This is a genomic window from Thermosynechococcus sp. NK55a, assembly GCF_000505665.1.
Classification (GTDB): Bacteria; Cyanobacteriota; Cyanobacteriia; order Thermosynechococcales; family Thermosynechococcaceae; genus Thermosynechococcus.
Genome location: NC_023033.1, coordinates 2,285,777 through 2,309,839, shown reverse-complemented (window position 1 = coordinate 2,309,839; position 24,063 = coordinate 2,285,777). Strand labels below are relative to the sequence as shown.

The following is a 24,063-nucleotide window of genomic DNA, read 5'->3' as shown; positions in this document are numbered from 1 at the left end:
AAAAAAACCGGTGGGCTTTTCCCCTGTTCCTTCCGAACCGCTACAACAGAAATGAATAGGAAAAGCCGATAGTAATCACACCGCCCCTGGCGATGCCCCTTCCTGCGATGAACCGATCAAGGATTGAACTTAAAAAACTATGCACCAGCCCGTCTTTGATCGAATTTTACCAGCATTTTTCTATGAACGAATTGCCACAGTCCTGCTCGCAGAAGCAAGCCATCGCAGGGCAACTGTCCTCACCCGTGAAGAGGTTATCCCGTCTGCCGATGCCCCTTTTCTCGTCGTGGTGGCAGAGACCTTTGCACTGCTATTGCAGGCAGAACCCGTGCCGCAGATGAGTACCTATCGGGTAGAAATTCTCACTGACCCTAGGGCGATCGCCCGCTTTTTGCGCAAAATCCGTAGCCAAGTTCCTGTGAACCGCCGCCCCCTGATCCGCGCTGTCTTGCAGCAACTGACCCCCTTAAATGCCAAGGAACAGATGTTGCCCGCTGATCTGGTGATCGCGCTCATGGCGGTTCTCAGTGAAGAAATGGCCGCCCAGTGCCAAAGTTGCCAACCCCTAGTGACAGCTGCCCTCAATGAACGCCAAGCCCAAGAACGGCTGCTGCATCAGGTGACAACCCAAATTCGCCAGAGCCTGGAGCTGCCTGAACTCTTGAAAACAGCCGTGGATCGCATTCGCGAGTTTTTGGATGTGGATCGGTTGCTGGTGGGGCAATTCGGTCAGACCGAAGGGGAACTGCACGGCCAAATCACCTATGAATCCTGCCGCAATAGCGAAATTCCCTCGGTTTTGGGAATATGGGATGAATGTTGGCAGTGGTCAGCTTTACCTAGCAGTAGCTATCAGCGCCTGAGTCAGGGTGAGGCGATTGTGGTGAGTGACATTCAACAGTTCTATGCGGAGGTGCCCTGCCTCCAGTCCTTTGCCGCTCACTGGCAGATCAAGTCATGGCTAATTGTGCCCATTATGGTTCAAGATAGGCTCTGGGGAGTGCTCATTGCTCACCAGTGCGATCGCCCCCGCCAGTGGCAACCCCAGGAGGTTGAATTTCTCACGCACCTCAGTCAACACCTAAGCATTGCCATTTACCAAGCGCAAATCTACAGCGAACTACAACAGCAAAAGGCCACCCTCGAACAGCGGGTGAATGAACGCACCCAGGCGCTGCGGGAAGCCCTAAGTGCTATGGAAGCCGCCCACCGGATTAAAAACGACTTTTTGGCAACCATGAGTCATGAACTGCGCACGCCCCTCACCTGTGTCATTGGGGTTTCCGCCACCCTACTGCGCTGGCCTCTTGGCCCATTGACAGCAAAACAGCGGGAATATCTGGAAATTATCCATGAGAGTGGTACCCACCTGCTGGAGTTAATCAACAGCATTCTCGATCTCTCGGAGGCAGAATTGGGGCGATCGCACCTCCATCGCAGCGCCTTTTCAATTCGGCAACTGTGTACGGACTGCATTGAAGTCGCCAAACCCCAAGCCCACCGCCATCAGGTGAACCTGCGCCATCAACTGATGATCCCGCCTAGTCGCGATCGCTTTTGGGGAGACTATCGCCGCATCCAGCAAATTCTCATTAACCTGCTCAGCAATGCTATCAAGTTCACGCCTGCCAGGGGGGAAGTGATTCTACGGGCATGGTGGAAAGAGGATGAACTCATTTTTCAAGTGCAGGACAATGGCATTGGCATCCCTGCACACCTACAACCCTTGCTGTTTCAAAAATTTCAACAATTGGATAGCTCCTTTGGCCGCGCCTATACCGGCGCAGGTTTGGGGTTAGCCCTCACCAAGCAGTGGGTGGATCTGCACCATGGCTGGATTGATGTGGAGTCCACCGAAGGCAAAGGCAGTACCTTCACGGTGGGGCTGCCGGCAATTCCTTCAGACCCTCCACCAGACCCCCCTAAACTCAAGCTGGATGTCCCGCCTCTGGCAACAACGGATGTGCTGGTGGAACCTGAAGGGCGAATTGTTCTTGTGAGTGAGGACGAAGCCACGGCCACACTCATCTGCTCGATTTTGACTACCGCAGGCTATCAAGTGATTTGGCTGGTGGATGCTGAAGTGGAACGCTTGCTGGCACTGACCCCGATTGCGGTTCTTTTGGCAGAACCCTTTAGCTATGGCAATGTGCAGGAGTTAGTGGATCAGTTGCGGCAACGCTGCACCCCTGAGCAACTCAAGATTTTCATTTTGGGGTCAAAGGACAATTACCAAGGGGTTGAGCGCTACATTCCCTTGCCCATTAATCCAGAAAGTTTCCTACAACAGGTGACCATGGGGCTAACTTCCCTTGCCATTTCTGGCCAGTAGGGAAAAGGCCTGATCCACCTGACGGTAAAGTTCCTCCCGAGAACCTGTATTCCAGAGCACTGTATCTGCCCGCCGAATTTTTTCCTCTAGGGGCAGTTGACTGGCTAGGCGTTGGGCAGCTGCATGCCCAGCGAGGCGATCGCGCTGCTGCAGACGGGCTAACTGTTGCTCAGGGGTAGCCGCTACTACCCAAATGTGATCCACTAACCCTTCAAGATGTACTTCAAACAGTAGGGGAATGACCAAGGCCAGCAGGGGTTGCTCACAGGTATCAATCGCTTGCTCCATCTCGGCAATTACCCAAGGGTGGATTTGGGCCTCTAGCCATTGACGCTCCTGCGGCTGAGCAAAGATAATTTCCCCTAAACGGGAGCGATCGAGGGTACCGTCATTATGGCAAATCCCCTCACCATAGCGATCAACAATGGCTTGATAAATGGGTGTGCCGACGGCAACCCCTTGCCGCGCTAATATATCGGCATCGACAATGGGCACCCCATACTGCTGCTGCAAATAACCAGCCACCACAGATTTACCGCAGGCAATCCCCCCGGTGATACCGAGCCGAAAGGGACTAGACACCTCCCTGGAGCAGTACTGGGGGCTGGCTTAACCGTACCCGTGCGCCACTATCTGCCGGCACGGTAGGCAGCATTTGCTGAAATGTCACCGTTTGACCCGGAGCCACTGTGGCGGGTTCAGGGGTGGCGGCACCAGTTTGGAGAATTTCTCCATTGGCAGCCACAATTTCATAGTTAATAGATTGAATGGTCACGGGTTGGCGGTTGTTGTTTGTAACTGTGCCTTTCACCACTGAAGACCCCGGTAACCTAATAACCGGCTCCAACTGGGGTTGACTGACGCGGATGTTGCGCAGGAGCTCTTGTTCTAGAGCTTTGGGATCAACTTCTTGGGAAGCCCCTGGTGTGGTGGGTGCAGAAGCGGCGGCTGCTCCAGAAAGGTTGAGCAAGTGGTTCCAGTAGCGCTGGTTACGCCCCCACTCAGAAGGGGAGTTGCCAATAATCACAATGTCACCCGCAACCCGTTGTGCCAAGGCCGGCAGAGGGGCGATCGCTCCAAGGAGCACAATACCGGTTAACCAAAGGGGGAATGGCAATGGATGTCTTTTTAGCATGGCGCACACTCCATACAATGCAGCCTACCTTCTATCCTAGTGCAACTGGATGTGAGGGTTGCCCTCAGCCAGCTGCCCTCAATATCGCCACAGGGGGATTTATCGCAACAACGGCATATTGACAATTTGTGGCTCAATACCCGCACTCTTGAGCAGATCCTGCCACTGCTGTTTAATTACAGGGTTATCAGGATTCCTTTGCTGCAACTCCACAAGGGTGGCCAAGGTATCGTTCCAGAGTTGACTGGTGGCCAAAAGGGGCAGGCGATCCGCCGGTGCCAGGGTGGTCATCACTCGAGCCAGGTTCCTATCTAGCTCAGCCCGCTCAATCCAGCCCGTCACAAAGGGGTTGGCATCGGGTTCATTGGGCTTACAGGTGAGGGAGAAGATCCACTGGTATTTTTGCCCCGGTTGTAGCTTTACCTTACTGGCATCAACAGTTACGGGCAAAATCCCCGCTTTGCCATTCAAGGGGACTTGTTGGGCGAGTAGCAGATCTCCAGCTTCTGAAAGGAGCATCAGTTCCGCAGATTTGGCCGTGCTTTGGGGGACAAAGAAAAAGAGACTGGGATTGTCTACAGCCGTCATACCCAAGTTGTTATCGGGAACAATGGCAACAATTTTTGCCAGAGAGCCTTGGGTACATTCACCAAAGCGGGTGGCGCCTGCGACCCGTTGCCCCGGCATCCCGCGATTTAAGGGCACAAAGGTGAGGCGATGACTCGATTGGGCAGCGTAGCGATCGCGAGCAATATAGGCCTCCACATTACTGATGGCCATGAGGGCATAGCGGTTACCAGGACGCAAACTAAGGGCACGGCGGAAATTGGCCAAGGCTGATTGATAGTCGCGCTTGGCGGTGAGTTGATACCCCCGCTGCATGTAGCGATCAAACTCACTGGCTGGGTTAGAGGAATTTTGGGCAACAGCAGGTAACGATGGCAAAATGACTGGCAGCTCACCCATCCCCATTGCCAAGGTACCAAGGAGTAGCCACGCAAGGCCAAAACGGTGGGCAGACATAGCATTTACCTACTGAACACGCTAACTACTAACTATCTTTAAGGTACTATCGGGAAGAGGGCTCCATTGTGATCAAGCTTGCCTACCCCCTGTGATTTCTGTAAAAGAGCAGCAAATTAAGGATTATTCCTCCCTTGCGCAGATTGCGCTTCCCTTGGTGGAGATCTTCTCAGCCATTCAAGGGGAGGGCGCCAATGTGGGGTGTCGGCAAATATTTATTCGCTTGGCAGGCTGTGATCTACGCTGCACCTATTGTGACAGTGCTCATACATGGTTTGTTCCCTCCCATGCCCTGATTGAAGAGCAGAGTGGCGATCGCCACTTTCAAGCCATCCCCAACCCCGTCCCTGCTGCCCATATTCTCGAAGCCGTACAGCAGCTCAATACTCCGCCAATCCACGACAGTATTAGCCTCACCGGCGGCGAACCCCTGCTTCATGCCGCAACGCTGGCACCATTTTTGCCCCTCCTCAAGGCCCACAGCTCCCTGCCCCTCTACCTTGAAACGGGCGGACATCATCCAGAGGCGCTTCAACTCATTCTTCCCGCTATCGATAGCGTGGGTATGGACATCAAGCTCCCCAGTGTCAGCGGTGAATGCCATTGGTCAGCCCATGAAGTCTTTTTGCGCCTGTGCGATCGCGCCTCTGTTGAGGTCTTTTGCAAAGTGATTATTTCCCGCACCACTGATCCGGCCGATCTCGATCGGCTCAGTACCCTTGTGGCCAGCGTAAACCCCCATATCCCCGTCTTTCTCCAACCTGTGACGCCCGTAGGTACCGGTCGCTGTACCCCCCCACCCACCCCTGAGCAAGTCCTCAAGTGGCAAGGGCAACTCAAGGCACGGCTGACCCACGTGCGCGTCATTCCCCAAACCCATAAATTTCTCGGCCAGCGCTAGGCTTATTTCTTAATCAGGATATAGGCACGGACGTAATGGGGTATGCGACGAGCAGCCGCTTGATAGCTGGCACGGTCAGGAAAAATTCCCGCCAAAAAGTCCAACTGATAGAGATTGGGCATAAAAGCTCCCCCCGTATCGGCAATCACACCAAGGCGCAGTTTAGGCCGACCGCCCTGGGTATCTTCCACTACAACGACTCGGCCAAGACCAATATTCCAGACATCGCCAGCAAACGTCACTTCAGGTTCAATATTAATTTTGTTCTCAATGGTGCTGCCGTAGCCCTTAATGGCAGCCACTTGGCGAAAATACCAGTAGCGCCGCTGCTCATAGGGATCAAGCCCCTTGGCAAAGGGAATATCATTATGGCGATCCACATTGAAAAATTCTTCAGTGCCATCGGTAAATTGCACCAAAATCGTCCCCTGCATCAGGGCATCCTCAAGCCCTCTCCTCGTCAGGTAGGCCAAAGGCTTCACCCGTCCATAGAGGGAGCCACCCAGTTCAAAAATCCCTGCGAGCACCTGTTGCTTTGTGAGTTGCTTATAAAATAAATCCTCTGGTTGATCGGGAACATGGGGCGGCAGAGCATAAAGGGCCGCATTGTAGGTCTGCGTGCGGCTGCGTGATCCGCGATGGGTAAATACCGCGTAGTTAGTGAGGCGCAATTCTTCAGTTTGGTTTGGATTGCGGGGATTGTGGGGCAGCCATTGAATGACACGAAAGTGCTGATTAATAAATGCGGGGTCCTGCAAACGAATCGGCCGCTTGCGGCTAATATCTACCGTGAGCGTCGCAATCATGAAATCTAGCGTCTCGAGGACTTGGGGCAGCGTAACCCCCTTCATCGCCAGAATGCCTTCCCGTTGGGTAATGGGGTCGGTTGCACTAAAGTCTTGAAAATACTGGCGAGTGCTGCGCAACACTTGCAGTAGCTTCATGGGAGCGGTGCTAATGCGGTGCGGTGGCAGGGGGCGATCGCGAAACAGTTTGCGCCCATCCACTTGAAACTGAGGTTGGCCAAACTCATCCAGTACGGTGTAGAGGGAAGATACAGCAACAGGGGACGGTGTAACTGTTGTAGATACTGCTGCTGGTGCTGACGGCACCGTTGCCGCTTGACACCCCACTGCCAAGAACATCATACTCAGAGGACCTGCCGCACTTAGCCAATAGAATCGCATAGGTACACATTGAAATTGTCCAAATTATTTTATTCCCTAACCGCTTTTTGCCATCAAAGGAACACAAAGAAGAAAAAACGTTGAAGTTTCAGTAGGATAGCGCCGTTTAGCGGCGATGATAGGCATAACACGAAATGTTTGAGAACAGCAATGTACGCCGAACAAATTAACCACATCAAATCCTACACGGCAAAGCTGACGGCAGCGATGCCCGATGCCATGAAAGCCTTTTATAGCTTGAGTCGTGCCTCTTCAACCCCTGGTGCCCTTGACACTAAAACCAAAGAGCTGATTGCCCTAGCCATTGGTGTGGCCAAGCATTGTGATGGCTGCATTGCCTTCCATACCCGTGCTGCCTTGCAGGCGGGCGCAACCGCTGCGGAAATCATGGAGACCCTAATGGTGACTGTGGCCATGGACGGCGGTCCTGCCTTGATGTATGCCACCCACGTCATGGAAGCCCTAGAGGAATTTAGCCAAAAACAGTCTCCCTAGGCGGTTGTCAAACGGCAGTCGTTTCAAGGGGCAGTGGCTCTTCAGGTTCACTGACTTCAAGGAAAATTTCCTTAGACGGTTCGTCATAGCCAAAGAGTTCGGCATAGCGTCCCCAGTCAATGGCGGTATTGAGCTGGCGCTCGGCCTCCTGCGGCGTAAAGTGTCGCTCTAGAATATCCAGCACCAAACTTTCAGGAATGCGGTGGTTTTGCTTGGCCATCAGGAAAGTATGGATTTGCTGCACAAGGCGGATATGCTTGAGGAGTTGCTGACGAATAATCAGCTTGCGCTGGTCAATGTCCCCCTGAATAAAGGCATTGCCAATAGGGGTCACACTGATATCCCCCTCTTTCAGTTCCACTAGTTCCATCATCTGGGCACCTTCGACAATGGGCAGAATATCATCTAGCTCCAATTGCAACTCCTGGGCAATGCGGTAGAGGTCCTCTTTGCGGTGTTCTAGGAGTTCCAATAGACCGGCGATCGAGCCAATGCGCACATGGGGAAGCAGCGGGTAACGCGGTTCCTGAGGGCTGGCAATGGTAGTTGGCCTGGGTTCCAGTTCCTCTAATTCGTCCACATGGGGGTTAGTGAGAATTTTATAGATGCGATCCACCGTGGCTTGAAACTCGGGGTTCTTGCGATCGCGATAGTGGGGCAAGGTGACTGGAAAATCAGCGCGGACGCGACCGGGGTTGCTCCCCAAAACAATAATGCGATCGGCGAGAATCACCGCCTCTTCAATGTGGTGGGTGACAATCAAAATGCTCTGGGTAGGAATTTTGTGCTCTAGCCACAGATCGAGAAGTTCAAAACGCAGGTTCTCGGCGGTCAGCACATCCAAGGCCGAAAATGGCTCATCCATACACAGGAGTTCCGGCTCCACCGCCAAAGCACGGGCAAATCCCACCCGCTGCCGCATCCCCCCCGACAGTTCCTTGGGGTAGGCATTTTCAAACCCGTCTAAGCCAATAATGTCAATCATCCGCAGTGCCTTGCGCCGGCGCGATCGCGGACCTTCTCCCAAGGCCTTTAGACCCAACTCCACATTTTCCAAAACCGTTAGCCACGGATAGAGCGCCGAACTTTGAAAAACAATCGCAGCCCCCGGATTCAAGCCCTGCATTGGCTGCTCGCGGTACAAGACCTGCCCAGATGTAGGTGCAACCAAACCTGTAATAATGCGCATCAGGGTTGATTTACCAGATCCTGAGGGCCCTAACAGCGCAACAATTTCCCCTGTGCGTAACTCAAGGTCAATGTTTTCCATAATGCTAATGACCTGACCGTTGGGCTGACGGTAGGCCTTCCCAACATTCAGTAAGCGGACGAGCGATTCCCCTTTGGTTTTGGCTTGCATGGTTCTGCATCCTGTGGCATTTCCACCGTTAAACTATCATGAGGACTTCAGTCTTGGAGAGCCAAGGAATGAAAATTAGAAAAAATCAATGATGTCGGAGCGGCTACCTGGCCTAGGTAACTAGAATTGAGCAAAATACACTCAGTCTTGGAACATGACTCAGAACACTGGTTCACTTGTACAAGTTCTATCGTGCCATGGGACTCATTAACAACACGCTAAAGACTGCTGGAAAGCTTGACCCCATTTCCTTGACCCTGTGCATTGTTGGTTCTCGCAAAATCTATCGTGAAGATAACTATGCCCAATCCCCTTGGCATATTTTTGCTCCCAACTTAAAGATTTATGGCTTTGATGCGGATCCAGAGGCTTGTGATGAGGCAAATGCTGCTCTCGAAGCCCAAGGAATCCATTGGTTTGAGCGGCACTATCCTCTTGCCCTTGGCCGAGCAGTGGGTGAAGCAACCCTTTATATTACGCGTGCAACCCACTGCAGCTCTCTCTATGAGCCCAATTTGAGTTATACATCCCGCTTTCAAGGATTTAACCCTAGTCTGAACATTGAAGCAACCGTCCAGGTGGAAACAACTACCCTGAGCGCTTTTGCCCAAGAGAAAGGACTGGAGAGCGTGGACGTTCTCCAGGTGGATGTTCAAGGTGCAGATCTTGATGTTTTGAAAGGGGGTGAGGCTCTTTTAGCCGCAACTACTTTAGGGATTATTATTGAAGTTGAGTTCTCAGAGGTGTATAGAGGTCAACCCCTCTTTAGTGATATTGATGCTTACTTGCGAGGGCAAGGCTTTGTGCTCTTTGATCTGTTAACTAATGACGGCTGGTGCCGCTTGCCGCGTTACCTTTCACCTTTACGGTCTCAACGGCGAACGGGCCAACTTCTATGGGCAGATGCGATCTACCTGCGAGATTTACTCAGCCACGATCAACAGCCGCAAAATGCTCACCTGCAGACGCCAGTACACCTACTAAAACTGGCAGCTATCGCGGATGCCCTAGACTTCCCTGACTATGCACTGGAAATTTTAGTACATCTCACCCTTGAGTACGGTGAGAATCCTCAATGGAACTGTCGCCAAGAAATTTTCTCTATCTTGGAACAAGTACAGCCTCTGATGGACAGGGATATTACTGAGCTGCCAATTGCCCAGCTTTTGTTGCAGCCAGGGGGCTAGCCTTGGACAAGCGTGCGGTGACTAAACTGCTGAATTTCTTCCCGAATGCCTCGCGAGACTTGGTTTTGCTTGGCAAAGGCTTGCTGGAAGTATTGTTTTCCCTGCGATCGCTGGCTACTGCCCAACCTGTAATAATGTGTAAATAATGCGCATCAGGGTTGATTTACCAGATCCTGAGGGCCCTAACAGCGCAACAATTTCCCCTGTGCGTAACTCAAGGTCAATGTTTTCCATAATGCTAATGACCTGACCGTTGGGCTGACGGTAGGCCTTCCCAACATTCAGTAAGCGGACGAGCGATTCCCCTTTGGTTTTGGCTTGCATGGTTCTGCATCCTGTGGCATTTCCACCGTTAACCTACCATGAGGATTTAGAGTTAGAAAACCTAAGGGACAAAAACTGCCCCCAGGATTAGGGATCGCCACTCATTTGTGGAATTTCTGATAGCCCCCCTTAAGCTTTTGTTTAGTGTAAACTGATCAGCGGTTTTTCACAAAAGGTAACAATTCGGCTATGGGACTCTTTGATGGTCTTTTCCGTCGGGGCAAGCAAGCTGATGCCCCACCCAGCAAAAACTTTTTTCTCGATCCCGATGAAGCCAAGACCTACGGCAACATTGAGTACATGCGTACCCCCAGGGTCGTGAAAAAAACCTTCCCTGCAACTGGCGGTGCCAAAGAAGAAGTAGAAGTGGTGGAGTTGGTCTCCTCCATCGAAAGGGTGAATCCAGAAGCAGAAAACAAAGGTAAACTGGAACCGAGTGTCAATGATATCATGACGCCTCCAGCAGAAGAACAGGAACGCCGTCGCAGCGATCCGAGCTTGGACTTCTTCCGTTCTATGGCCAAAGATCTAGGCCGTGGCTAAAGCCTAAAAACTTCTGGGGGTTGGCACTTGCGCATCCCAAGGCTGCCCCCTAGGATCAATACAGCCCTTTTTGCAAAGTCTCTCAGTTGCCAAGGAACACTTTGGATGAATGACCTTTGGAGCAGTGCCGCGATCGCCTATCTACACTACCTCAGCCTTATGGTGGCTTTTGCTGCCCTTGTGGTGGAGCACCTCACCCTGCGCAAAGACTTAGACCTCAAACAGGCTTGGCGATTGGTGATTGCCGATGCCTTCTATGGCATTGCTGCGGTTACCGTTCTTGTGACCGGAATCTTACGGGTTCTTTATTTTGGCAAAGGCACTGAATATTATTTAGGCAACCCTGTCTTTCACCTCAAAGTGGGCTTATTTATTTTAGTGGGGTTATTGTCGCTGTATCCGACGATTTCTTTCCTACTGTGGATTAAACCGCTGCGGGAAGAGAAAGTACCCACCCTCGAGTTGCCGACTGTGCAGCGCTTGACTTGGGTGATTCGGGCTGAATTGGCTTTTCTCAGCGCTATTCCCTTTTTGGCAGCGATGATGGCGCGGGGGATTGGTTTGGATTGGATTCAACGGTAAGACTCTTCAGCAGGGGGGCGATCGCCCCTATGATAGATCCTGCTGCCACGGATAAAACGGATGAGTCATCCCACGATTGAGTCCATTCTTCAGGAAAACCGCCTTTTTTATCCTTCCGCTGATTTTGTGGCCAAAGCGCGGATCAATTCCCTTGAGGCCTACAATGCCCTCTACGAAAAGGCCAAAGCTGATCCCGCTGCCTTTTGGGGCGAATTGGCACAGCAGGAATTAGAGTGGTTTCAACCTTGGGATCAGGTACTGGATTGGCAGCCCCCCAATGCCAAGTGGTTTGTTAACGGCAAAATCAACATCACCCACAACTGCTTGGATCGCCACCTCAAGACATGGCGCAAGAATAAAGCAGCTTTGATCTGGGAAGGAGAACCCGGTGATAGCCGCACCCTTACCTATGCCCAACTGCACCACGAAGTGTGCCAATTTGCTAATGTCCTGAAGCAACTAGGGGTGAAAAAGGGCGATCGCGTCGGTATTTATATGCCGATGATTCCAGAGGCAGCCATTGCCATGTTGGCCTGTGCACGGATTGGCGCTCCCCACTCAGTGGTATTTGGAGGGTTTAGTGCCGAAGCCTTGCGCGATCGCCTCATTGATGCCCAAGCCAAACTGGTTGTGACGGCTGACGGTGGCTGGCGCAAAGATGCCATTGTGCCCCTCAAAGAGCAAGTGGATAAAGCACTAGCCAATCAGGCGGTTCCCACCGTTGAAAATGTCCTAGTGGTGCAGCGCACTCAACAGCCAGTGACCATGGTGCCCGGCCGCGATCACTGGTGGCACGATCTGCAAAAGGGGGTCAGTGCCGACTGTGCTGCCGAACCTATGGACAGCGAGGATTTACTCTTTATCCTTTACACCTCCGGCTCCACCGGCAAACCCAAGGGCGTTGTCCACACCACCGCAGGTTACAACCTCTACACCCACATCACTACTCAATGGGTCTTTGACCTCCAAGATACCGATGTCTATTGGTGTACCGCCGATGTTGGCTGGATTACGGGTCACAGCTATATTGTCTATGGGCCACTGTCCAATGGGGCAACCACCCTCATGTATGAAGGGGCACCCCGCGCCTCCAATCCCGGTTGCTTCTGGGATGTGATTGAGAAGTATGGGGTCACCATTTTCTACACGGCGCCGACGGCGATCCGTGCTTTTATCAAAATGGGCGAACATTTGCCCCGGGCACGCAACCTCTCCTCCTTACGCCTGTTGGGAACCGTGGGTGAACCCATCAACCCCGAGGCATGGATGTGGTACTACCGCGTCATTGGCGGTGAGCGCTGCCCGATTGTGGATACGTGGTGGCAAACGGAAACCGGTGGTCATATGATCACCTCACTGCCGGGGGCAATTCCCATGAAGCCCGGCTCTGCCACCAAGCCCTTCCCGGGGATTCTCGCTGAGGTCGTGGACCTTGAGGGCAACCCTGTCGGCGTCAATGAGGGTGGCTATCTGGTCATTCGTCACCCTTGGCCCGGGATGATGCGCACCGTGTATGGCGATCCTGATCGCTTCCGCCGCACCTATTGGGAGCACATTCCACCTCGCAATGGTCAGTATTTTTACTTTGCCGGCGATGGCGCTCGCAAAGATGAGGATGGCTACTTTTGGGTAATGGGACGGGTTGACGATGTAATCAATGTCTCTGGCCACCGCTTGGGCACCATGGAAATTGAATCGGCATTGGTCTCCCACCCTGCCGTTGCTGAAGCCGCCGTTGTGGGTAAACCCGACGAGGTCAAAGGGGAAGAGATCGTTGCTTTTGTGATTCTGGAAGGATCGGCAACCCCCAGTGATGCCCTCCAACAGGAATTAAAGCAACACGTTGTCAAGGAAATTGGTGCCTTGGCACGTCCAGCGGAGATTCGCTTCACAGATGCCCTGCCCAAGACGCGGTCAGGCAAAATCATGCGGCGGCTCTTGCGTTCTCTAGCCGCAGGTCAAGAGGTGGTTGGGGATACTTCAACATTGGAGGATCGCTCAGTGCTCGATAGGCTGCGCCAAAGGGCTTGAGCGTCTCCCCTATCAATGGCCTTATAATTGGTTGGTAGGTCATGGCAAGTGGCATCCGCACAAAAACGCTAGTTCTTTTAGCAACGGCAGCCATTTTAGGCGGTGGTCTCTTGCTTTTTGAGCAACAACTGCCCGGCCCCAACAGCAGTGATACCCAAACCAAGCAACCCCTCTTCCATTTCCAAGAGGCGGAGGTTGTGGCGTTGAAAATTATTGCCCCTGATTACAGCCTGAACTTGAAAAAGTTGGCTACAGGCAACTGGGTGATTGATCGGGAAAAGCAAACTCCCGCAGAAGAGGGCACAGTCGTCTTCTTACTCAACTTATTGACCACAGGGCAGCGCGATCGCTCCCTCGACGTACCTACTGAACGTGCCAGAGACTATGGCCTTGCTCCCCCCCTGGCCACTGTGGATATCACTCTCAAAGACGGCCAGCAGCACCGTTTACACCTGGGGGACACCACCTTTGACGGCCTCAAGCTCTACGCGGAAATTGACCCTCCCTCAGAACCCCGCGAAAAAATGACAGTGACCCTTGTTCCCCTTGAGCTCAAAAATGCCCTCCAGCGCCCCCTAAGGGAATGGGAACGTCAGCAAGCAGCCAACTAAAGCTTGAGACGGCAGTCAATCCTAGCACGACTCACCAAAAGCTCGTCAGAATATAAAAGCGTAGTGAACTATCGAGGGGACATCAATCATGGGATTCTTTGGATTCAAAAAGTTGACAATGCCTAGCCCCAGTACTGCATTACCCGGCCGAGCAGAACCCATGCCTGTGCCAAAGGCTCACTTGGTTAATGGTCATCCCCTCACTCCTCCCTATCCCGAAGGCATGGAGTTAGCAATGTTTGGCATGGGCTGCTTTTGGGGGGCTGAGCGCAAGTTTTGGCAGGTGCCCGGGGTCTATGTGACTGCTGTGGGCTATGCGGGCGGCTATACCCCCAATCCCACCTATGAAGAGGTGTGTACGGGCATGACAGGTCACAATGAGGTGGTGCGGGTGGTCTTTGACCCCCAGAAGGTGACCTATGAGGAATTGCTCAAGGTCTTTTGGGAAAACCATGACCCTACCCAAGGCATGCGCCAAGGCAATGATGTGGGGACGCAGTATCGCTCCGGTATTTACTACTATTCCCCTGAGCAAAAAGCCCTTGCCGAGGCGAGTCGCGATCGCTACCAAGCAGCCCTAAAAGCCGCAGGTTACGGTGCGATCACCACTGAAATTCTGCCAGCACCTGAATTTTACTTTGCCGAACCCTACCACCAGCAATACCTCCACCGCAATGTGAATGGCTACTGCGGCCTTGGGGGCACCAAGGTTCCCTACGAACTGATGAGTGCTACCCCCCGCGTTTAGGGGAGATGGCGGCGATAGGGCATACGGGGACGGTAAGCATCGCTAAAGTTGGTCTGACCGACCGTGGCATTGTTTAACCGTGCCCACTGCATATTGGCTTGCTCAAAGGTAGCACCGTTGAGATTGGCGCGGCGAAAATCCCCACAGCGGACATCGGCTCCCGTTAAGTTGCTGTTGCTGAAATTGGCACGGCGAGCACGACTGTGGCGCAAAATTGCACGGCTAAGGTTAGCACCACTAAGATTGACCTGTTCTAGGTTGGCTCGTTCTAAATAGGCGGCGGTGAGGTTGGCATTACTCAGATTTGCCCCTACCAAATTGGCCACCATGAGGTTGGTATCCTGGAGGTTGGCGCCCTCAAGATTGGCATCCCGCAAATTTGCCCCCGCCAAGTTATAGCCGCGCAAATCAACATGCCGCAGGTCACAGCCGGGACAAGCATTGGTTTGCAGAAGTTGTTGCATGGGGGAAGGCATGGCAAAGGCGGTATGGCTAGCGATCGCCCCACTCATCATTGCTGTTGCGATGAATACCTGTCGCTTCACATCCACCTCCTCCTGCCACGCTAGAGAGACTCTAGCACAAGTGCTAAGAATTTAACCTGCGGCGACGGGAGTACCGATGTCGTTGCTGCCAATCCTTAGCACTGCGAACGGCCAACCACAACAGGAGTAAGGCAATCAACCCGCCCTGCTTGGGTGCCCTCAGGGCAAATAAAACTAACAGCACACACAGGATATCCTGCCCGACAATGACCCAACGGGGTAGCTTCCCTAGGCGATAAAACCAGCCCACCTGCACCAATTGCAACACAAAGGCAAAAAGACCACTAAAGGTACCAATGAGCCACTGGGGTGTATCTGTTGCTGTTGCCACGGTCATGCCAAGGAGGGCACCCACAAGGGGGCTAAAGCACAGTTGCACAAGGATAATGAAGCGGTAGCCCCAGAGGTTCCCAGAAAGAAAGATCTCCAGGAACGACCAAGCAGCCAGCACACCAACTACCCAATAGGGGGAACAATGGCGCAACAAAGGTACCTGTGACCAGAGTTGTTCCCCCTGCAATAGACCTATCAACAGGAGGGGAAGTGCCAGGCGTAGTCCCCCTGCTGCTGCCGCTGAAAGAATGGCCAAAACCTCTAGCATGGTTCCATTGGTTTCAAGATATGGGGTAGCGTTTCCAACAGGCGATCGCACACTGTTTCCGGGGTATCTTCCACCGTGATCCTTAGCTCTAAATCTGCCTGAGCATAGAGGTATTGACGCGCTTGCAGCAGTTCACTCAAGCGTTCCTCAAGGGGTTGTTCCTGCAGTAGGGGCCGCTCTTGATCTTGGCGCAGGCGTTGACAGAGCACCGCAAGGGGGACATGAAGCCAGACCACAATACCGTGATGCAGATAGCTCCAGTTCATCGGGTTAAGGACAATGCCGCCACCTGTGGCCACCACCAAGTGATGGTAACTAGAGACTTGTGCTAGGACCTGTTGTTCTAACTTGCGAAAGGCAGGCTCCCCCTCTTGGGCAAAGATCTCGCGAATCGGTCGTTGGCAAAACTCCGTAATCACAGCATCGGTATCCACAAAACCGTAGCCCAAGCGTTGTGCCAGGATGCGACCCGTGGTGGTTTTACCGGCACCCATCATGCCCACAAGATAGATATTGGCTCCCCCAAGGCGTTCTTGCAGTTCCATAGATAACCATTTCTCGACACCGCCAAATCAGCACTTTAACCTAAATATAGAGGTCTGCCCACAATTTCCATGCCCCAGCCCAATCCCTACGTGACCCTACAGGTGGCCGTTACTGCCACCCAAGCCGAGATTAAGGCCGCCTATCGGCGCTTAGTAAAGCAGTATCACCCCGACTACCACCCCAGCGATCGCTCCAGCCACGAGCGAATGGCTGCCATTAACGCCGCCTATGAAATCTTGGGGGATGAGCAGTCTCGGCAAGCCTATGATGCCCAGTACCGTGTCCACCCCAAAGACGCTAGGCTCGATGTTCGGGGTTTCCAAGCTGCCGATCGCGAGCTAGGACAATGGCTGGCACTCACCTACAAGCCCGTGACTCAGATTATTGACGCGGTCTTGCGATCGCTCCCCCCGCAGATTGATGCCCTCGCTGCCGATCCCTTTGATGATGACCTCATGGATCAGTTCCTCACCTACTTGCAGGACTGTCGCCGCGCCCTTACCCGTGCCCGCTATACATTTCAAGCCCAACCCAACCCCGCAGCTGTCGCCAAGGTGGCAGCCCACCTCTATTACTGTTTGAATCAACTGGTGGATGGTCTCGACGAGCTAGAGCAATTTAGCCACAGTTACGACGATCGCTATCTGCATACAGGGCAGGAACTCTTTCGCATTGCCCACCGCCTCTTCGCAGAGTGTCGGCTTGTCCGCTAAACTAAAGAGAATCAGCATCCCAGCACGGCAGCCAGATTCAATCCCAGTTATGAAACATACCCTATCGGTTTTGGTGGAAGATGAGGCGGGTGTCCTCACTCGCATTGCCGGTCTATTTGCGCGGCGTGGCTTTAACATCGAGAGCTTGGCGGTAGGACCGGCAGAGCAAATTGGCATCTCCCGTATTACGATGGTGGTGCCTGGAGATGATGCTGTCATTGAGCAGTTGACCAAGCAACTCTACAAGCTGATCAACGTCCTCAAGGTGCAGGATATTACCACAATTCCCTGTGTAGAACGGGAACTGATGCTCCTGAAGGTGAATGCCACCGCCAGTACCCGCTCTGAAATTTTGGAACTGGTGCAAATTTTCCGCGCTAAGGTGGTGGATGTGTCCGACGATTCACTAATCATCGAGGTCTCCGGTGACCCTGGCAAAATGGTTGCCCTAGTACAAATGCTGAATAAATTTGGGATTCGCGAAATTGCCCGCACCGGTAAAATTGCCCTTGTGCGCGAGTCTGGGGTGAATACAGAATACCTGAAGTCCTTGGAAGCACGGGTCTAATTGGCGGTGAAGTATCCCTGGTTAATGCTTGCATTGGGGGCGATCGCCCTCAGCAGTTGTACGGCAACCGAGTCTCCCTCAGCAAACAAGAATGCATTGCCCCTTGGGGTTGCCCTCGCCCAAACGGGTAATGCGGCTCTCTACGGCCAAGAGCAACTCCAGGGGGTGCGAGTCGCCGCCGAATTTTTTAATCAATCAGGCCAAATCAAGGAGCAGACCCTGCGGCTGGTGATTCAGGATACCGGCAGTGATGAGGCCGGCGCAGTGAATGTTTTTCAAACCTTGATCAATGGCGATCGCGTGATTGGTATTGTCGGCCCTACCCTCTCGCAGCAAGCCTTTAGTGCCGATCCCATTGCCGAGCAAGCGGGGGTACCGGTTGTCGCTCCCTCCAATACAGCCCGTGGCATTCCTGAAATTGGTGCCTTCATTAGTCGCGTCTCCGCAGGGGTGGAGGTGGTGGCGCCCACGGCGATTCAAGCGGCCCTTGAGATTAACCCCAACATTCGCCGAGTGGCTGTCTTCTTTGCCCAAGATGATGCCTTTAGTCGGTCAGAAACCGAGATTTTTCAAAAAGCCATTCGTGAGCATCCCAAGCTTGAACTGGTGAGTGTCCAGCAAACCCAAACCACTGATACAAATTTCCAAGCCCAAATCAATGCCACCCTCAGTGTCAAACCGGACTTAATTGTCATCTCTGGCCTAGCGGCGGACGGCGGTAACCTCATTCGTCAACTGCGGGAACTGGGCTACCAAGGGTTAATTTTGGGGGGCAATGGCGTCAATACCGTCAACATCCTCCCTGTCTGTCGTCGTCTCTGTAATGGGGTTCTGGTGGCGCAGGCCTATAATTCCGAAAACCCCGATCCGATGAACGTCAAGTTCCGCAACGCCTTTGAAGCCAAATATGGCCAAGTCCCCTCTCAGTTCAGTGCCCAAGCCTTTACGGCGGTTCAGGTCTTTGCGGACTCCTTAGCGCGCCTTTCCCAAGAAAAGAACGTGTCGGAATTGCCCCTTGCAGATTTGCGTCAGGCCTTGAACCAAGAGATTCTCAAGGGAGTCTATGAAACCCCCCTTGGAGAAATTCGCTTTACACCTGAGGGAGAGGTGCTGCAACGCTTCTTTTACGTCGGTCAGATTGAGATGAGTGATGATGGCCAAAGCGGAAAATTTAGCTTGGTGAAAAAAGTTGAACGACAGCCCTAATGGGCAACCAACTCAGCAGCTTCACGAGGTTTCTTGCTCCGCCAAAGGAGGCGAATTGGGGTACCCCGAAATCCTAGCTGCTGACGAATTTGGCTCTCAATGTAGCGGCGATAGTTATCCTTGAAGAGTTTGGCATCGTTGACAAAAATCGCAAATGTTGGCGGCTGGGTGGCGACTTGGGTAGCGTAGTAGATTTTCCCTTGGCGGCCTTGGCGAGTGGCGGGGGGAGTATGCCAGCGTAGGGCTTCTTGAATGACTTCATTCACCACTGCTGTACTGACGCGGCGACGGTGTTGTTCAACCGCCGCATCCACCGCCGCAAAAATTTTGTCAAGGCGTTGACCCGTATGGGCACTGACAAAAAGGGCATCTGCCCACTCCAGAAAATGCAACCGCTGATATAGGCGATCGCGATAAGCGTTAATGGTATAGGTATCTTTGTCGGGGACGGCATCCCACTTGTTCACAATCAGCACACAGGCCCGCCCCTGATCGGCGATGTGCCCTGCCAAGCGTTGATCCTGTTCGGTAATGTCTTCAAGGGCATCCAACACCAACAGCACCACGTCGGAGCGGTGAATGGCCTTAAAGGCACGATGGACACTAAACATCTCGGGCCCATAGGCCACATGAGTCCGTTTCCGAATACCAGCGGTATCAATGAAGCGGTACTGGGTGCCCTCGTGTTCAATCACTGTGTCAATGGCGTCGCGGGTGGTACCTGAAATCGGACTGACAATGGCGCGATCGCTCCCAATTAGGGCATTGAGCAAGCTAGATTTACCCACATTGGGACGCCCTGCAATGGCCACCTGAATCTCCGGCGCCTCGGGAAGCGTTTCCCCCGATGGCAAGTAGGTAATCAATTGATCCAGCAACTCCCCCGTACCGCTGCCGTGGATACTAGAAATCGGGTAGGGTTCTCCCAGCCCCAGGGACCAAAACTCCGCCGCCTGTACTTGACCCATTTGGCGCGACTCGCATTTATTCACCGCCACTAAAATGGGTACAGGAAGCTGGCGCAACCACGCCGCAATCTCATAGTCGAGCGCCGTAGGCCCTGCTTGACCATCTACTACAAAAATCGCTGCCGTGGCCTCCTGCAGGGCAAGCTCTGCCTGCTGACGAATCAGGGGCAAAAAGTCACTATCATCATCAAACACTAAGCCCCCGGTATCCACGACCAAAAATTCCCGATCTTGCCAAAAAGCCGGTCGGTAGGTGCGATCGCGAGTTACTCCCGGCTCATCGTGGACAATGGCATCCCGTTCGCCGGCTAGGCGGTTCACAAAGGTTGATTTGCCCACATTGGGGCGGCCAACGACAGCAACAATCGGCAAAGCCATAGTCAGGAGTGGTCTTCGCAAATCGTGTTTTGGGCAATGCCCTAGAGTTCAAGCTGGCTGCCCCGCTTGTATTGTTGGTAGGCAGCAAAGAATAGCCCTGCCAACGTCACTGGAATCAGCCCTAAAACAATCCCACATAGTAAAGGTTCAATCATCGCTCGATCGGAACTCAACCATCACTTCATTCCCCACGATACACTATTTGATAATTGTTTTGATAAGTGTTGCATCGGCAGTTTCCTCTTCAAAGAATCGTCACCGCGGGTGAGAATCTTCATGTTTCGCTTTCCTTTGCTCTCCCTCCTTCAGCTTCTTTTGCCGACAACCGCAGCAATAGCTGCTCTTTTGACACCACTTTACTTTAGCGAACGGCAGGCGCTTCTCAAGGAGCTTCGAGTAGAACAAGAAAGTAAACTAGAGAATATTAACTTGATGCTGGCGAATACCTTCGGCGATACTGTAAATGATCTCAAGGTGTTGGCCAGCCTTCATCTCTGGCACGAGTTAGTTGATAGCACCGCTAGGGAACAGAGGGAGGACATAGATCAAGAAGCACAGGACACAGTGGAGCAGTGGCATCACTTTAAGAAGTATTACGATCTCCTTTATGTGCTGGATAGCAGGGGCAGAATCCGTTTTCAGTGGAGGGCAATGCCCCAGATTACCCCCCGCTCTCCGCTGCAAGCCACTCCCCCCTACTGGCCTCTCCTTCGGGAATTAGCTCCTGATCAAGTGTTTGTCTCCCCTGTGGACATTATAGAGACCGAAAGCCTGCGTTTTCCGTTGCCGGTGGTGTATGTGGGGGTACCTCTGTACCACCAGTCCACACGCAAGGGAGTGCTCCTTCTCCGTTACCAAGTCAACCATCTTTTCGAGGCGCTGCTTGGGATATGTAACACCCAAGGAGGGTTGTGCCTGCTCGCAAACAATCAGGGCTATTGGCTTCTTGGGGAAGATATTCGCGAGCAGTGGGGATTTCATTTTCCTGAGCGACGGCAGTTCACTGTCCGCCAGCAGTACCCCCTTCTGTGGCAGCAAATGCAACATCAGTCGAGGGGCAGCCTGTTTAGCGCCGATGGCTTATTTGTCTATCAAAGTTTTTCTCCGTTGAAGGAGGACTCTGTCTCTGCTGAGAGCGCAGCGCATTCATCTCGCCTCCAAAGTAACATTCGTTGGTGGTTGATTGGATTCGTACCCAACAGCTCCATAGAGTTATACCTGGAGCGCTTAAATCGCGACTTCTTGCTCTCCTTTACTGCACTCTGTCTCTTGGCCGCCGTAGCTGTCCTACTCATAGCCCGCGATCGCCAACGCAAACGGAGCTTACAGAAGCTACTGGAAACCAGTAACGCCCGCTTTCGCAGTGTCAGTGAAATGGCACCTGTGGGGATTTTTACCCTGGATGCCCAAGGACAACCCACGTTTCTTAACCAGAGGCTACTGCAACTGTTGCAGGTTCACAGCCTAGAGGAAGCTCAACAGCGGTGGATAGAACGTCTCCATCCTGAGGATCGCGATCGCGTCTTGAAAGCCTGGGCAACATGCCAGCAGCAAAGAGTACCTTTCCATGAGAAATTTCGAATTGTCCATCACGATAGCAGCAGTCACTGGATTAACGCCCGCATCATTCCCCTCCAGCAAAGCAGCGCCACAGATAGTTTTGTCGGTACCTGGGAAGATATCTCCCAAATGATGGAGCAGCAAAAGCTCCTAGAAACAGCGCGCCAAGCTGCCGAGGAAGCCAGCCGTGCCAAGAGCGAGTTTTTGGCCACCATGAGCCATGAAATTCGCACCCCCATGAACGCCATCATTGGTCTGACCGGACTGCTGCTCGACACCCCCCTCAATCCCCAACAACAGGAGTTTGTCAATACCATTCGCCTCAGTGGGGATGCTCTGCTGGCGGTAATCAACGATATTCTCGATTTCTCGAAAATTGAGTCGGGTAAGTTGGAGCTGGAGAGCTATCCCTTTAATCTGTGCACTTGCGTTGAAGAAGTCCTCGATCTATTGGCAAGTCGTGCCGCCGAACGTGAGGTGGAACTTGCTGCCGACATTGATGCAGGGGTGCCCTGCACTGTCATTGGCGATATGGGACGGCTGCGACAGGTACTTGTCAATCTCATCGGCAATGCCATCAAGTTTACCCAAAAAGGCAATGTCACACTCTACGTGAAGGCAATGCCAACACCGATGAGTCAGTATGAATTTATGCCCTCATATTACTCCTACTTATTTGCCATTCAGGATACAGGGATCGGTATTTCTCCAGCCGGCATGAATCGCCTTTTCAAGCCCTTTAGCCAAGTGGATGCCTCCACCACTCGTCAGTATGGCGGCACTGGACTAGGTTTAGTCATCTGCCAACGCCTTGTGGAGCGGATGGGGGGGCAAATTTGGGTAGAAAGCAAAAAGGCGGGAGAACCCCTCACCGTAGGCGGAACACCCCCGGCGGCCTATGAGTCAATTCCAATACCCGAGAGCGGATCAGTTTTTTACTTTACGGTGCGGTTTTTGCTCAATCCGAAGTCGGCACCAGAGGCAGTTAATGACACTTGCCACCTTGCAAACCGCCGCGTTCTTATTGTCGACGATAATGCGACCAATCGCCAAATTCTAGCGCTACAAACCAAAAAATGGAACATGCACCCCCTGGTGGCCGATAGTGGGGCCAGTGCCCTTACGCTTCTCCAACAACAAGGGGTACCGGATGTAGCTATTCTAGACCTACAGATGCCTGAGATGGATGGGCTTGCCCTCGCTCGCCAAATTCGCACAGCCTACGGTCAATTGCCCCTGATCCTTCTCACTTCCTTGGGAAATACCCTCACGGAGTCAGAGAAGACCCTATTCTCTAGCCTGATCAGCAAGCCCGTGAAACAATCGACACTGTACAATGCCCTGAATAATTTATTTTGCGAAAAGCAGAAAGCCGTATCCTCCAAACCAGCCACAGCGCCATCCTTTGAACAGCTAAAAACCGAATTACCGCCCCTGCGCATTCTGGTGGCTGAAGATAACAAGGTCAACCAGATGGTGGCGTTGCGGATTTTGGAAAAGTTGGGCTATCGCGGTGATATTGCGGCCAACGGCTTGGAGGTCCTGGATGCGGTGCAGCGGCAGCCCTACGATGTAATCTTGATGGATATGCAAATGCCGGAGATGGATGGCATTACGGCTACCCGAGAAGTGACTCAACTGTTTCAAGGGCTCAAGAAACCCCGTCCGCGAATTATTGCCATGACCGCCAATGCCATGGAGAGCGATCGCCAGCTTTGTCTCGATGCAGGCATGGACGATTATGTGAGCAAGCCTATTCACCTTGAGGAATTGGTGCGTGCCCTTCGCCAGTGTCAGCCCCTTCAGACCCCAACAACTTAACATCTAGCGATACACTAAAAAAGATAGACTCAGAGGGTTGTCGCCTCCAGCAAAAATAAATAATGATCTATGGTTACTCCTGAACAACTGACCACCTTAATTCAATCCAGCTTGCCCGATGCCTTTGTTCAAGTACAGGATTTGACGGGGGGTGGCGATCATTACGAAGCGGTAGTGGTCTCCGCCGCCTTTGAGGGCAAGGGACTGGTGCAGCAGCACCAATTGGTCTATAGCAGCCTCAAGGATCTCATGGCCAGCAATGAACTCCACGCCCTTGCCCTGAAGACCTATACTCCCCAACAATGGGCACAACGTCAGTGATTTAGAATGCAATTTTGTAACTTGTCAACTTAAGAGGGAAAGCGAACGATGACACCCGAACTCCATGCCAAAATTGATAACCTTGTCAAGAGCAACAAGATCATTGTTTTCATGAAGGGGAGCAAGCTGATGCCCCAATGCGGTTTTTCTAACAATGCGGTGCAAATTTTGAATGCCCTCGGCGTCCCCTATGAAACAGTGGATGTCCTTGAGGATTTTGAGATTCGTCAAGGGATTAAGGAGTATTCCAACTGGCCAACGATTCCCCAAGTGTTTATCAACGGCGAGTTTATTGGTGGCTCCGATATTCTCATTGAGCTATACCAAAGTGGTGAATTGCAACAACTGGTTGAGGTGGCTTTAGCTTCATAATTTTT

Annotated in this window: 25 protein-coding genes and 1 pseudogene; 15 read left to right on the top strand and 11 right to left on the bottom strand. The window is 52.7% G+C overall.

Annotated features, from left to right (window positions below):
- The first annotated feature begins 139 nt into the window (after positions 1-139).
- Positions 140-2,332: an ATP-binding protein gene (locus tag NK55_RS11265; RefSeq protein ID WP_024125827.1), complete on the top strand. Its 2,193-nt coding sequence runs from the start codon at positions 140-142 to the stop codon at positions 2,330-2,332.
- Here the strand turns inward: NK55_RS11265 and coaE are convergent.
- The 3 genes from coaE to NK55_RS11250 all read right to left on the bottom strand — a co-directional run bounded on the left by coaE (position 2,303) and on the right by NK55_RS11250 (position 4,490).
- A complete protein-coding gene (gene coaE, locus NK55_RS11260; protein WP_024125826.1) occupies positions 2,303-2,914 on the bottom strand; it encodes a dephospho-CoA kinase in 612 nt (203 codons plus the stop codon). The two genes, NK55_RS11265 and coaE, sit on opposite strands and share 30 nt — an antisense overlap.
- Positions 2,907-3,467, bottom strand: a complete 561-nt coding sequence (locus NK55_RS11255) for an FxLYD domain-containing protein (protein WP_024125825.1) — start codon at positions 3,465-3,467, stop codon at positions 2,907-2,909. The genes coaE and NK55_RS11255 overlap by 8 nt, the downstream gene beginning before the upstream one ends.
- A 99-nt stretch (positions 3,468-3,566) precedes the next feature.
- Positions 3,567-4,490, bottom strand: coding sequence for a DUF928 domain-containing protein (locus NK55_RS11250; RefSeq protein WP_024125824.1), 924 nt, complete (start codon positions 4,488-4,490; stop codon positions 3,567-3,569).
- Positions 4,491-4,584: 94 nt separating this feature from the next.
- Here NK55_RS11250 and NK55_RS11245 point away from each other — a divergent pair, with 94 nt between their 5' ends.
- Positions 4,585-5,391, top strand: a complete 807-nt coding sequence (locus NK55_RS11245) for a 7-carboxy-7-deazaguanine synthase QueE (RefSeq protein WP_225871812.1) — start codon at positions 4,585-4,587, stop codon at positions 5,389-5,391.
- Positions 5,392-5,393: 2 nt separating this feature from the next.
- On the opposite strand, the gene NK55_RS11240 is transcribed toward NK55_RS11245, so the two are convergent.
- Positions 5,394-6,578, bottom strand: a complete 1,185-nt coding sequence (locus NK55_RS11240; protein WP_041429289.1) for a hypothetical protein — start codon at positions 6,576-6,578, stop codon at positions 5,394-5,396.
- Between the two features lie 150 nt (positions 6,579-6,728).
- On the opposite strand from NK55_RS11240, the gene NK55_RS11235 reads away from it, so the two are divergent.
- Positions 6,729-7,073, top strand: a complete 345-nt coding sequence (locus NK55_RS11235; RefSeq protein ID WP_024125821.1) for a carboxymuconolactone decarboxylase family protein — start codon at positions 6,729-6,731, stop codon at positions 7,071-7,073.
- 7 nt (positions 7,074-7,080) lie between these two features.
- Here the strand turns inward: NK55_RS11235 and NK55_RS11230 are convergent, their stop codons facing one another.
- The gene (locus NK55_RS11230; protein WP_024125820.1) at positions 7,081-8,433 is read right to left on the bottom strand and encodes an AAA-associated domain-containing protein; all 1,353 of its coding nucleotides are present in this window, start codon (positions 8,431-8,433) and stop codon (positions 7,081-7,083) included.
- A gap of 176 nt (positions 8,434-8,609) precedes the next feature.
- Here NK55_RS11230 and NK55_RS11225 point away from each other — a divergent pair, with 176 nt between their 5' ends.
- Positions 8,610-9,620: an FkbM family methyltransferase gene (locus NK55_RS11225; protein WP_024125819.1), complete on the top strand. Its 1,011-nt coding sequence runs from the start codon at positions 8,610-8,612 to the stop codon at positions 9,618-9,620.
- A gap of 129 nt (positions 9,621-9,749) precedes the next feature.
- Here the strand turns inward: NK55_RS11225 and NK55_RS14175 are convergent.
- Positions 9,750-9,944 (bottom strand): annotated as a pseudogene (locus NK55_RS14175) (ATP-binding cassette domain-containing protein); the annotation flags it as partial.
- Positions 9,945-10,133: 189 nt separating this feature from the next.
- Between NK55_RS14175 and NK55_RS11215 the strand changes: the two are divergent.
- The 5 genes from NK55_RS11215 (at position 10,134) to msrA (ending at position 14,459) form a co-directional block, all read left to right on the top strand.
- Entirely contained in the window at positions 10,134-10,487 is a 354-nt protein-coding gene (locus NK55_RS11215; RefSeq protein ID WP_024125817.1) for a hypothetical protein, read from the top strand.
- A 105-nt stretch (positions 10,488-10,592) separates the two neighbouring features.
- A complete protein-coding gene (locus NK55_RS11210) occupies positions 10,593-11,069 on the top strand; it encodes a DUF2214 family protein (RefSeq protein WP_024125816.1) in 477 nt (158 codons plus the stop codon).
- 60 nt (positions 11,070-11,129) lie between these two features.
- Positions 11,130-13,100, top strand: a complete 1,971-nt coding sequence (acs, locus tag NK55_RS11205) for an acetate--CoA ligase (protein WP_024125815.1) — start codon at positions 11,130-11,132, stop codon at positions 13,098-13,100.
- A gap of 41 nt (positions 13,101-13,141) precedes the next feature.
- On the top strand, positions 13,142-13,711 hold the full coding sequence (locus NK55_RS11200) for a DUF4340 domain-containing protein (protein ID WP_024125814.1): 570 nt from the start codon (positions 13,142-13,144) through the stop codon (positions 13,709-13,711).
- A gap of 88 nt (positions 13,712-13,799) precedes the next feature.
- Positions 13,800-14,459, top strand: a complete 660-nt coding sequence (msrA, locus tag NK55_RS11195) for a peptide-methionine (S)-S-oxide reductase MsrA (protein WP_024125813.1) — start codon at positions 13,800-13,802, stop codon at positions 14,457-14,459.
- Here msrA and NK55_RS11190 read toward each other — a convergent pair.
- From NK55_RS11190 to NK55_RS11180, 3 genes are read right to left on the bottom strand one after another with little or no spacing between them, the layout of a single operon-like run.
- Positions 14,456-15,004, bottom strand: coding sequence for a pentapeptide repeat-containing protein (locus NK55_RS11190; protein WP_024125812.1), 549 nt, complete (start codon positions 15,002-15,004; stop codon positions 14,456-14,458). The genes msrA and NK55_RS11190 overlap by 4 nt on opposite strands.
- Before the next feature lie 43 nt (positions 15,005-15,047).
- Entirely contained in the window at positions 15,048-15,605 is a 558-nt protein-coding gene (locus NK55_RS11185) for a DUF4126 domain-containing protein (protein WP_024125811.1), read from the bottom strand.
- The gene (locus NK55_RS11180; RefSeq protein ID WP_024125810.1) at positions 15,599-16,150 is read right to left on the bottom strand and encodes a shikimate kinase; all 552 of its coding nucleotides are present in this window, start codon (positions 16,148-16,150) and stop codon (positions 15,599-15,601) included. The genes NK55_RS11185 and NK55_RS11180 overlap by 7 nt, the downstream gene beginning before the upstream one ends.
- Before the next feature lie 69 nt (positions 16,151-16,219).
- Between NK55_RS11180 and NK55_RS11175 the strand changes: the two genes are divergently transcribed.
- Genes NK55_RS11175 through NK55_RS11165 form a run of 3 tightly spaced genes read left to right on the top strand, consistent with a single transcriptional unit; the run spans position 16,220 to position 18,638 of the window.
- Positions 16,220-16,864, top strand: coding sequence for a J domain-containing protein (locus NK55_RS11175; protein ID WP_024125809.1), 645 nt, complete (start codon positions 16,220-16,222; stop codon positions 16,862-16,864).
- Between the two features lie 49 nt (positions 16,865-16,913).
- Positions 16,914-17,432, top strand: coding sequence for an acetolactate synthase small subunit (gene ilvN, locus NK55_RS11170; RefSeq protein ID WP_011056724.1), 519 nt, complete (start codon positions 16,914-16,916; stop codon positions 17,430-17,432).
- Between the two features lie 24 nt (positions 17,433-17,456).
- Complete coding sequence (locus NK55_RS11165; protein ID WP_051372903.1) at positions 17,457-18,638, top strand: ABC transporter substrate-binding protein; 1,182 nt, start codon at positions 17,457-17,459, stop codon at positions 18,636-18,638.
- Here NK55_RS11165 and der read toward each other — a convergent pair.
- Together der and petG are read right to left on the bottom strand one after the other, a co-directional pair.
- Positions 18,635-19,984, bottom strand: coding sequence for a ribosome biogenesis GTPase Der (gene der / locus NK55_RS11160; RefSeq protein ID WP_024125807.1), 1,350 nt, complete (start codon positions 19,982-19,984; stop codon positions 18,635-18,637). The genes NK55_RS11165 and der overlap by 4 nt on opposite strands.
- A 41-nt stretch (positions 19,985-20,025) precedes the next feature.
- Positions 20,026-20,139, bottom strand: coding sequence for a cytochrome b6-f complex subunit V (petG, locus tag NK55_RS11155; RefSeq protein WP_011056721.1), 114 nt, complete (start codon positions 20,137-20,139; stop codon positions 20,026-20,028).
- 121 nt (positions 20,140-20,260) lie between these two features.
- Here petG and NK55_RS12550 point away from each other — a divergent pair, with 121 nt between their 5' ends.
- From NK55_RS12550 to grxD, 3 genes are all read left to right on the top strand, one after another.
- Complete coding sequence (locus NK55_RS12550) at positions 20,261-23,365, top strand: response regulator (protein WP_024125806.1); 3,105 nt, start codon at positions 20,261-20,263, stop codon at positions 23,363-23,365.
- 69 nt (positions 23,366-23,434) lie between these two features.
- A complete protein-coding gene (locus NK55_RS11145; RefSeq protein WP_024125805.1) occupies positions 23,435-23,686 on the top strand; it encodes a BolA family protein in 252 nt (83 codons plus the stop codon).
- A 48-nt stretch (positions 23,687-23,734) separates the two neighbouring features.
- Positions 23,735-24,058, top strand: coding sequence for a Grx4 family monothiol glutaredoxin (grxD, locus tag NK55_RS11140; RefSeq protein ID WP_024125804.1), 324 nt, complete (start codon positions 23,735-23,737; stop codon positions 24,056-24,058).
- Positions 24,059-24,063: the final 5 nt, after the last annotated feature.

What these genes read in the sequence shown, in the direction of transcription:
- grxD (WP_024125804.1), top strand. Translation starts at nt 23,735, where the DNA reads ATGACACCCGAACTCCATGCCAAAATTGATAACCTTGTCAAGAGCAAC.
- ilvN (WP_011056724.1), top strand. Translation starts at nt 16,914, where the DNA reads ATGAAACATACCCTATCGGTTTTGGTGGAAGATGAGGCGGGTGTCCTC.
- NK55_RS11175 (WP_024125809.1), top strand. Translation starts at nt 16,220, where the DNA reads ATGCCCCAGCCCAATCCCTACGTGACCCTACAGGTGGCCGTTACTGCC.
- NK55_RS11215 (WP_024125817.1), top strand. Translation starts at nt 10,134, where the DNA reads ATGGGACTCTTTGATGGTCTTTTCCGTCGGGGCAAGCAAGCTGATGCC.
- NK55_RS11185 (WP_024125811.1), bottom strand. Translation starts at nt 15,605, where the DNA reads ATGCTAGAGGTTTTGGCCATTCTTTCAGCGGCAGCAGCAGGGGGACTA.
- NK55_RS11165 (WP_051372903.1), top strand. Translation starts at nt 17,457, where the DNA reads ATGCTTGCATTGGGGGCGATCGCCCTCAGCAGTTGTACGGCAACCGAG.
- NK55_RS11235 (WP_024125821.1), top strand. Translation starts at nt 6,729, where the DNA reads ATGTACGCCGAACAAATTAACCACATCAAATCCTACACGGCAAAGCTG.
- petG (WP_011056721.1), bottom strand. Translation starts at nt 20,139, where the DNA reads ATGATTGAACCTTTACTATGTGGGATTGTTTTAGGGCTGATTCCAGTG.
- NK55_RS11255 (WP_024125825.1), bottom strand. Translation starts at nt 3,467, where the DNA reads ATGCTAAAAAGACATCCATTGCCATTCCCCCTTTGGTTAACCGGTATT.
- acs (WP_024125815.1), top strand. Translation starts at nt 11,130, where the DNA reads ATGAGTCATCCCACGATTGAGTCCATTCTTCAGGAAAACCGCCTTTTT.
- NK55_RS12550 (WP_024125806.1), top strand. Translation starts at nt 20,261, where the DNA reads ATGTTTCGCTTTCCTTTGCTCTCCCTCCTTCAGCTTCTTTTGCCGACA.
- NK55_RS11240 (WP_041429289.1), bottom strand. Translation starts at nt 6,578, where the DNA reads ATGCGATTCTATTGGCTAAGTGCGGCAGGTCCTCTGAGTATGATGTTC.
- NK55_RS11200 (WP_024125814.1), top strand. Translation starts at nt 13,142, where the DNA reads ATGGCAAGTGGCATCCGCACAAAAACGCTAGTTCTTTTAGCAACGGCA.
- NK55_RS11210 (WP_024125816.1), top strand. Translation starts at nt 10,593, where the DNA reads ATGAATGACCTTTGGAGCAGTGCCGCGATCGCCTATCTACACTACCTC.
- NK55_RS11230 (WP_024125820.1), bottom strand. Translation starts at nt 8,433, where the DNA reads ATGCAAGCCAAAACCAAAGGGGAATCGCTCGTCCGCTTACTGAATGTT.
- msrA (WP_024125813.1), top strand. Translation starts at nt 13,800, where the DNA reads ATGGGATTCTTTGGATTCAAAAAGTTGACAATGCCTAGCCCCAGTACT.
- NK55_RS11265 (WP_024125827.1), top strand. Translation starts at nt 140, where the DNA reads ATGCACCAGCCCGTCTTTGATCGAATTTTACCAGCATTTTTCTATGAA.
- NK55_RS11145 (WP_024125805.1), top strand. Translation starts at nt 23,435, where the DNA reads ATGGTTACTCCTGAACAACTGACCACCTTAATTCAATCCAGCTTGCCC.
- NK55_RS11250 (WP_024125824.1), bottom strand. Translation starts at nt 4,490, where the DNA reads ATGTCTGCCCACCGTTTTGGCCTTGCGTGGCTACTCCTTGGTACCTTG.
- NK55_RS11180 (WP_024125810.1), bottom strand. Translation starts at nt 16,150, where the DNA reads ATGGAACTGCAAGAACGCCTTGGGGGAGCCAATATCTATCTTGTGGGC.
- der (WP_024125807.1), bottom strand. Translation starts at nt 19,984, where the DNA reads ATGGCTTTGCCGATTGTTGCTGTCGTTGGCCGCCCCAATGTGGGCAAA.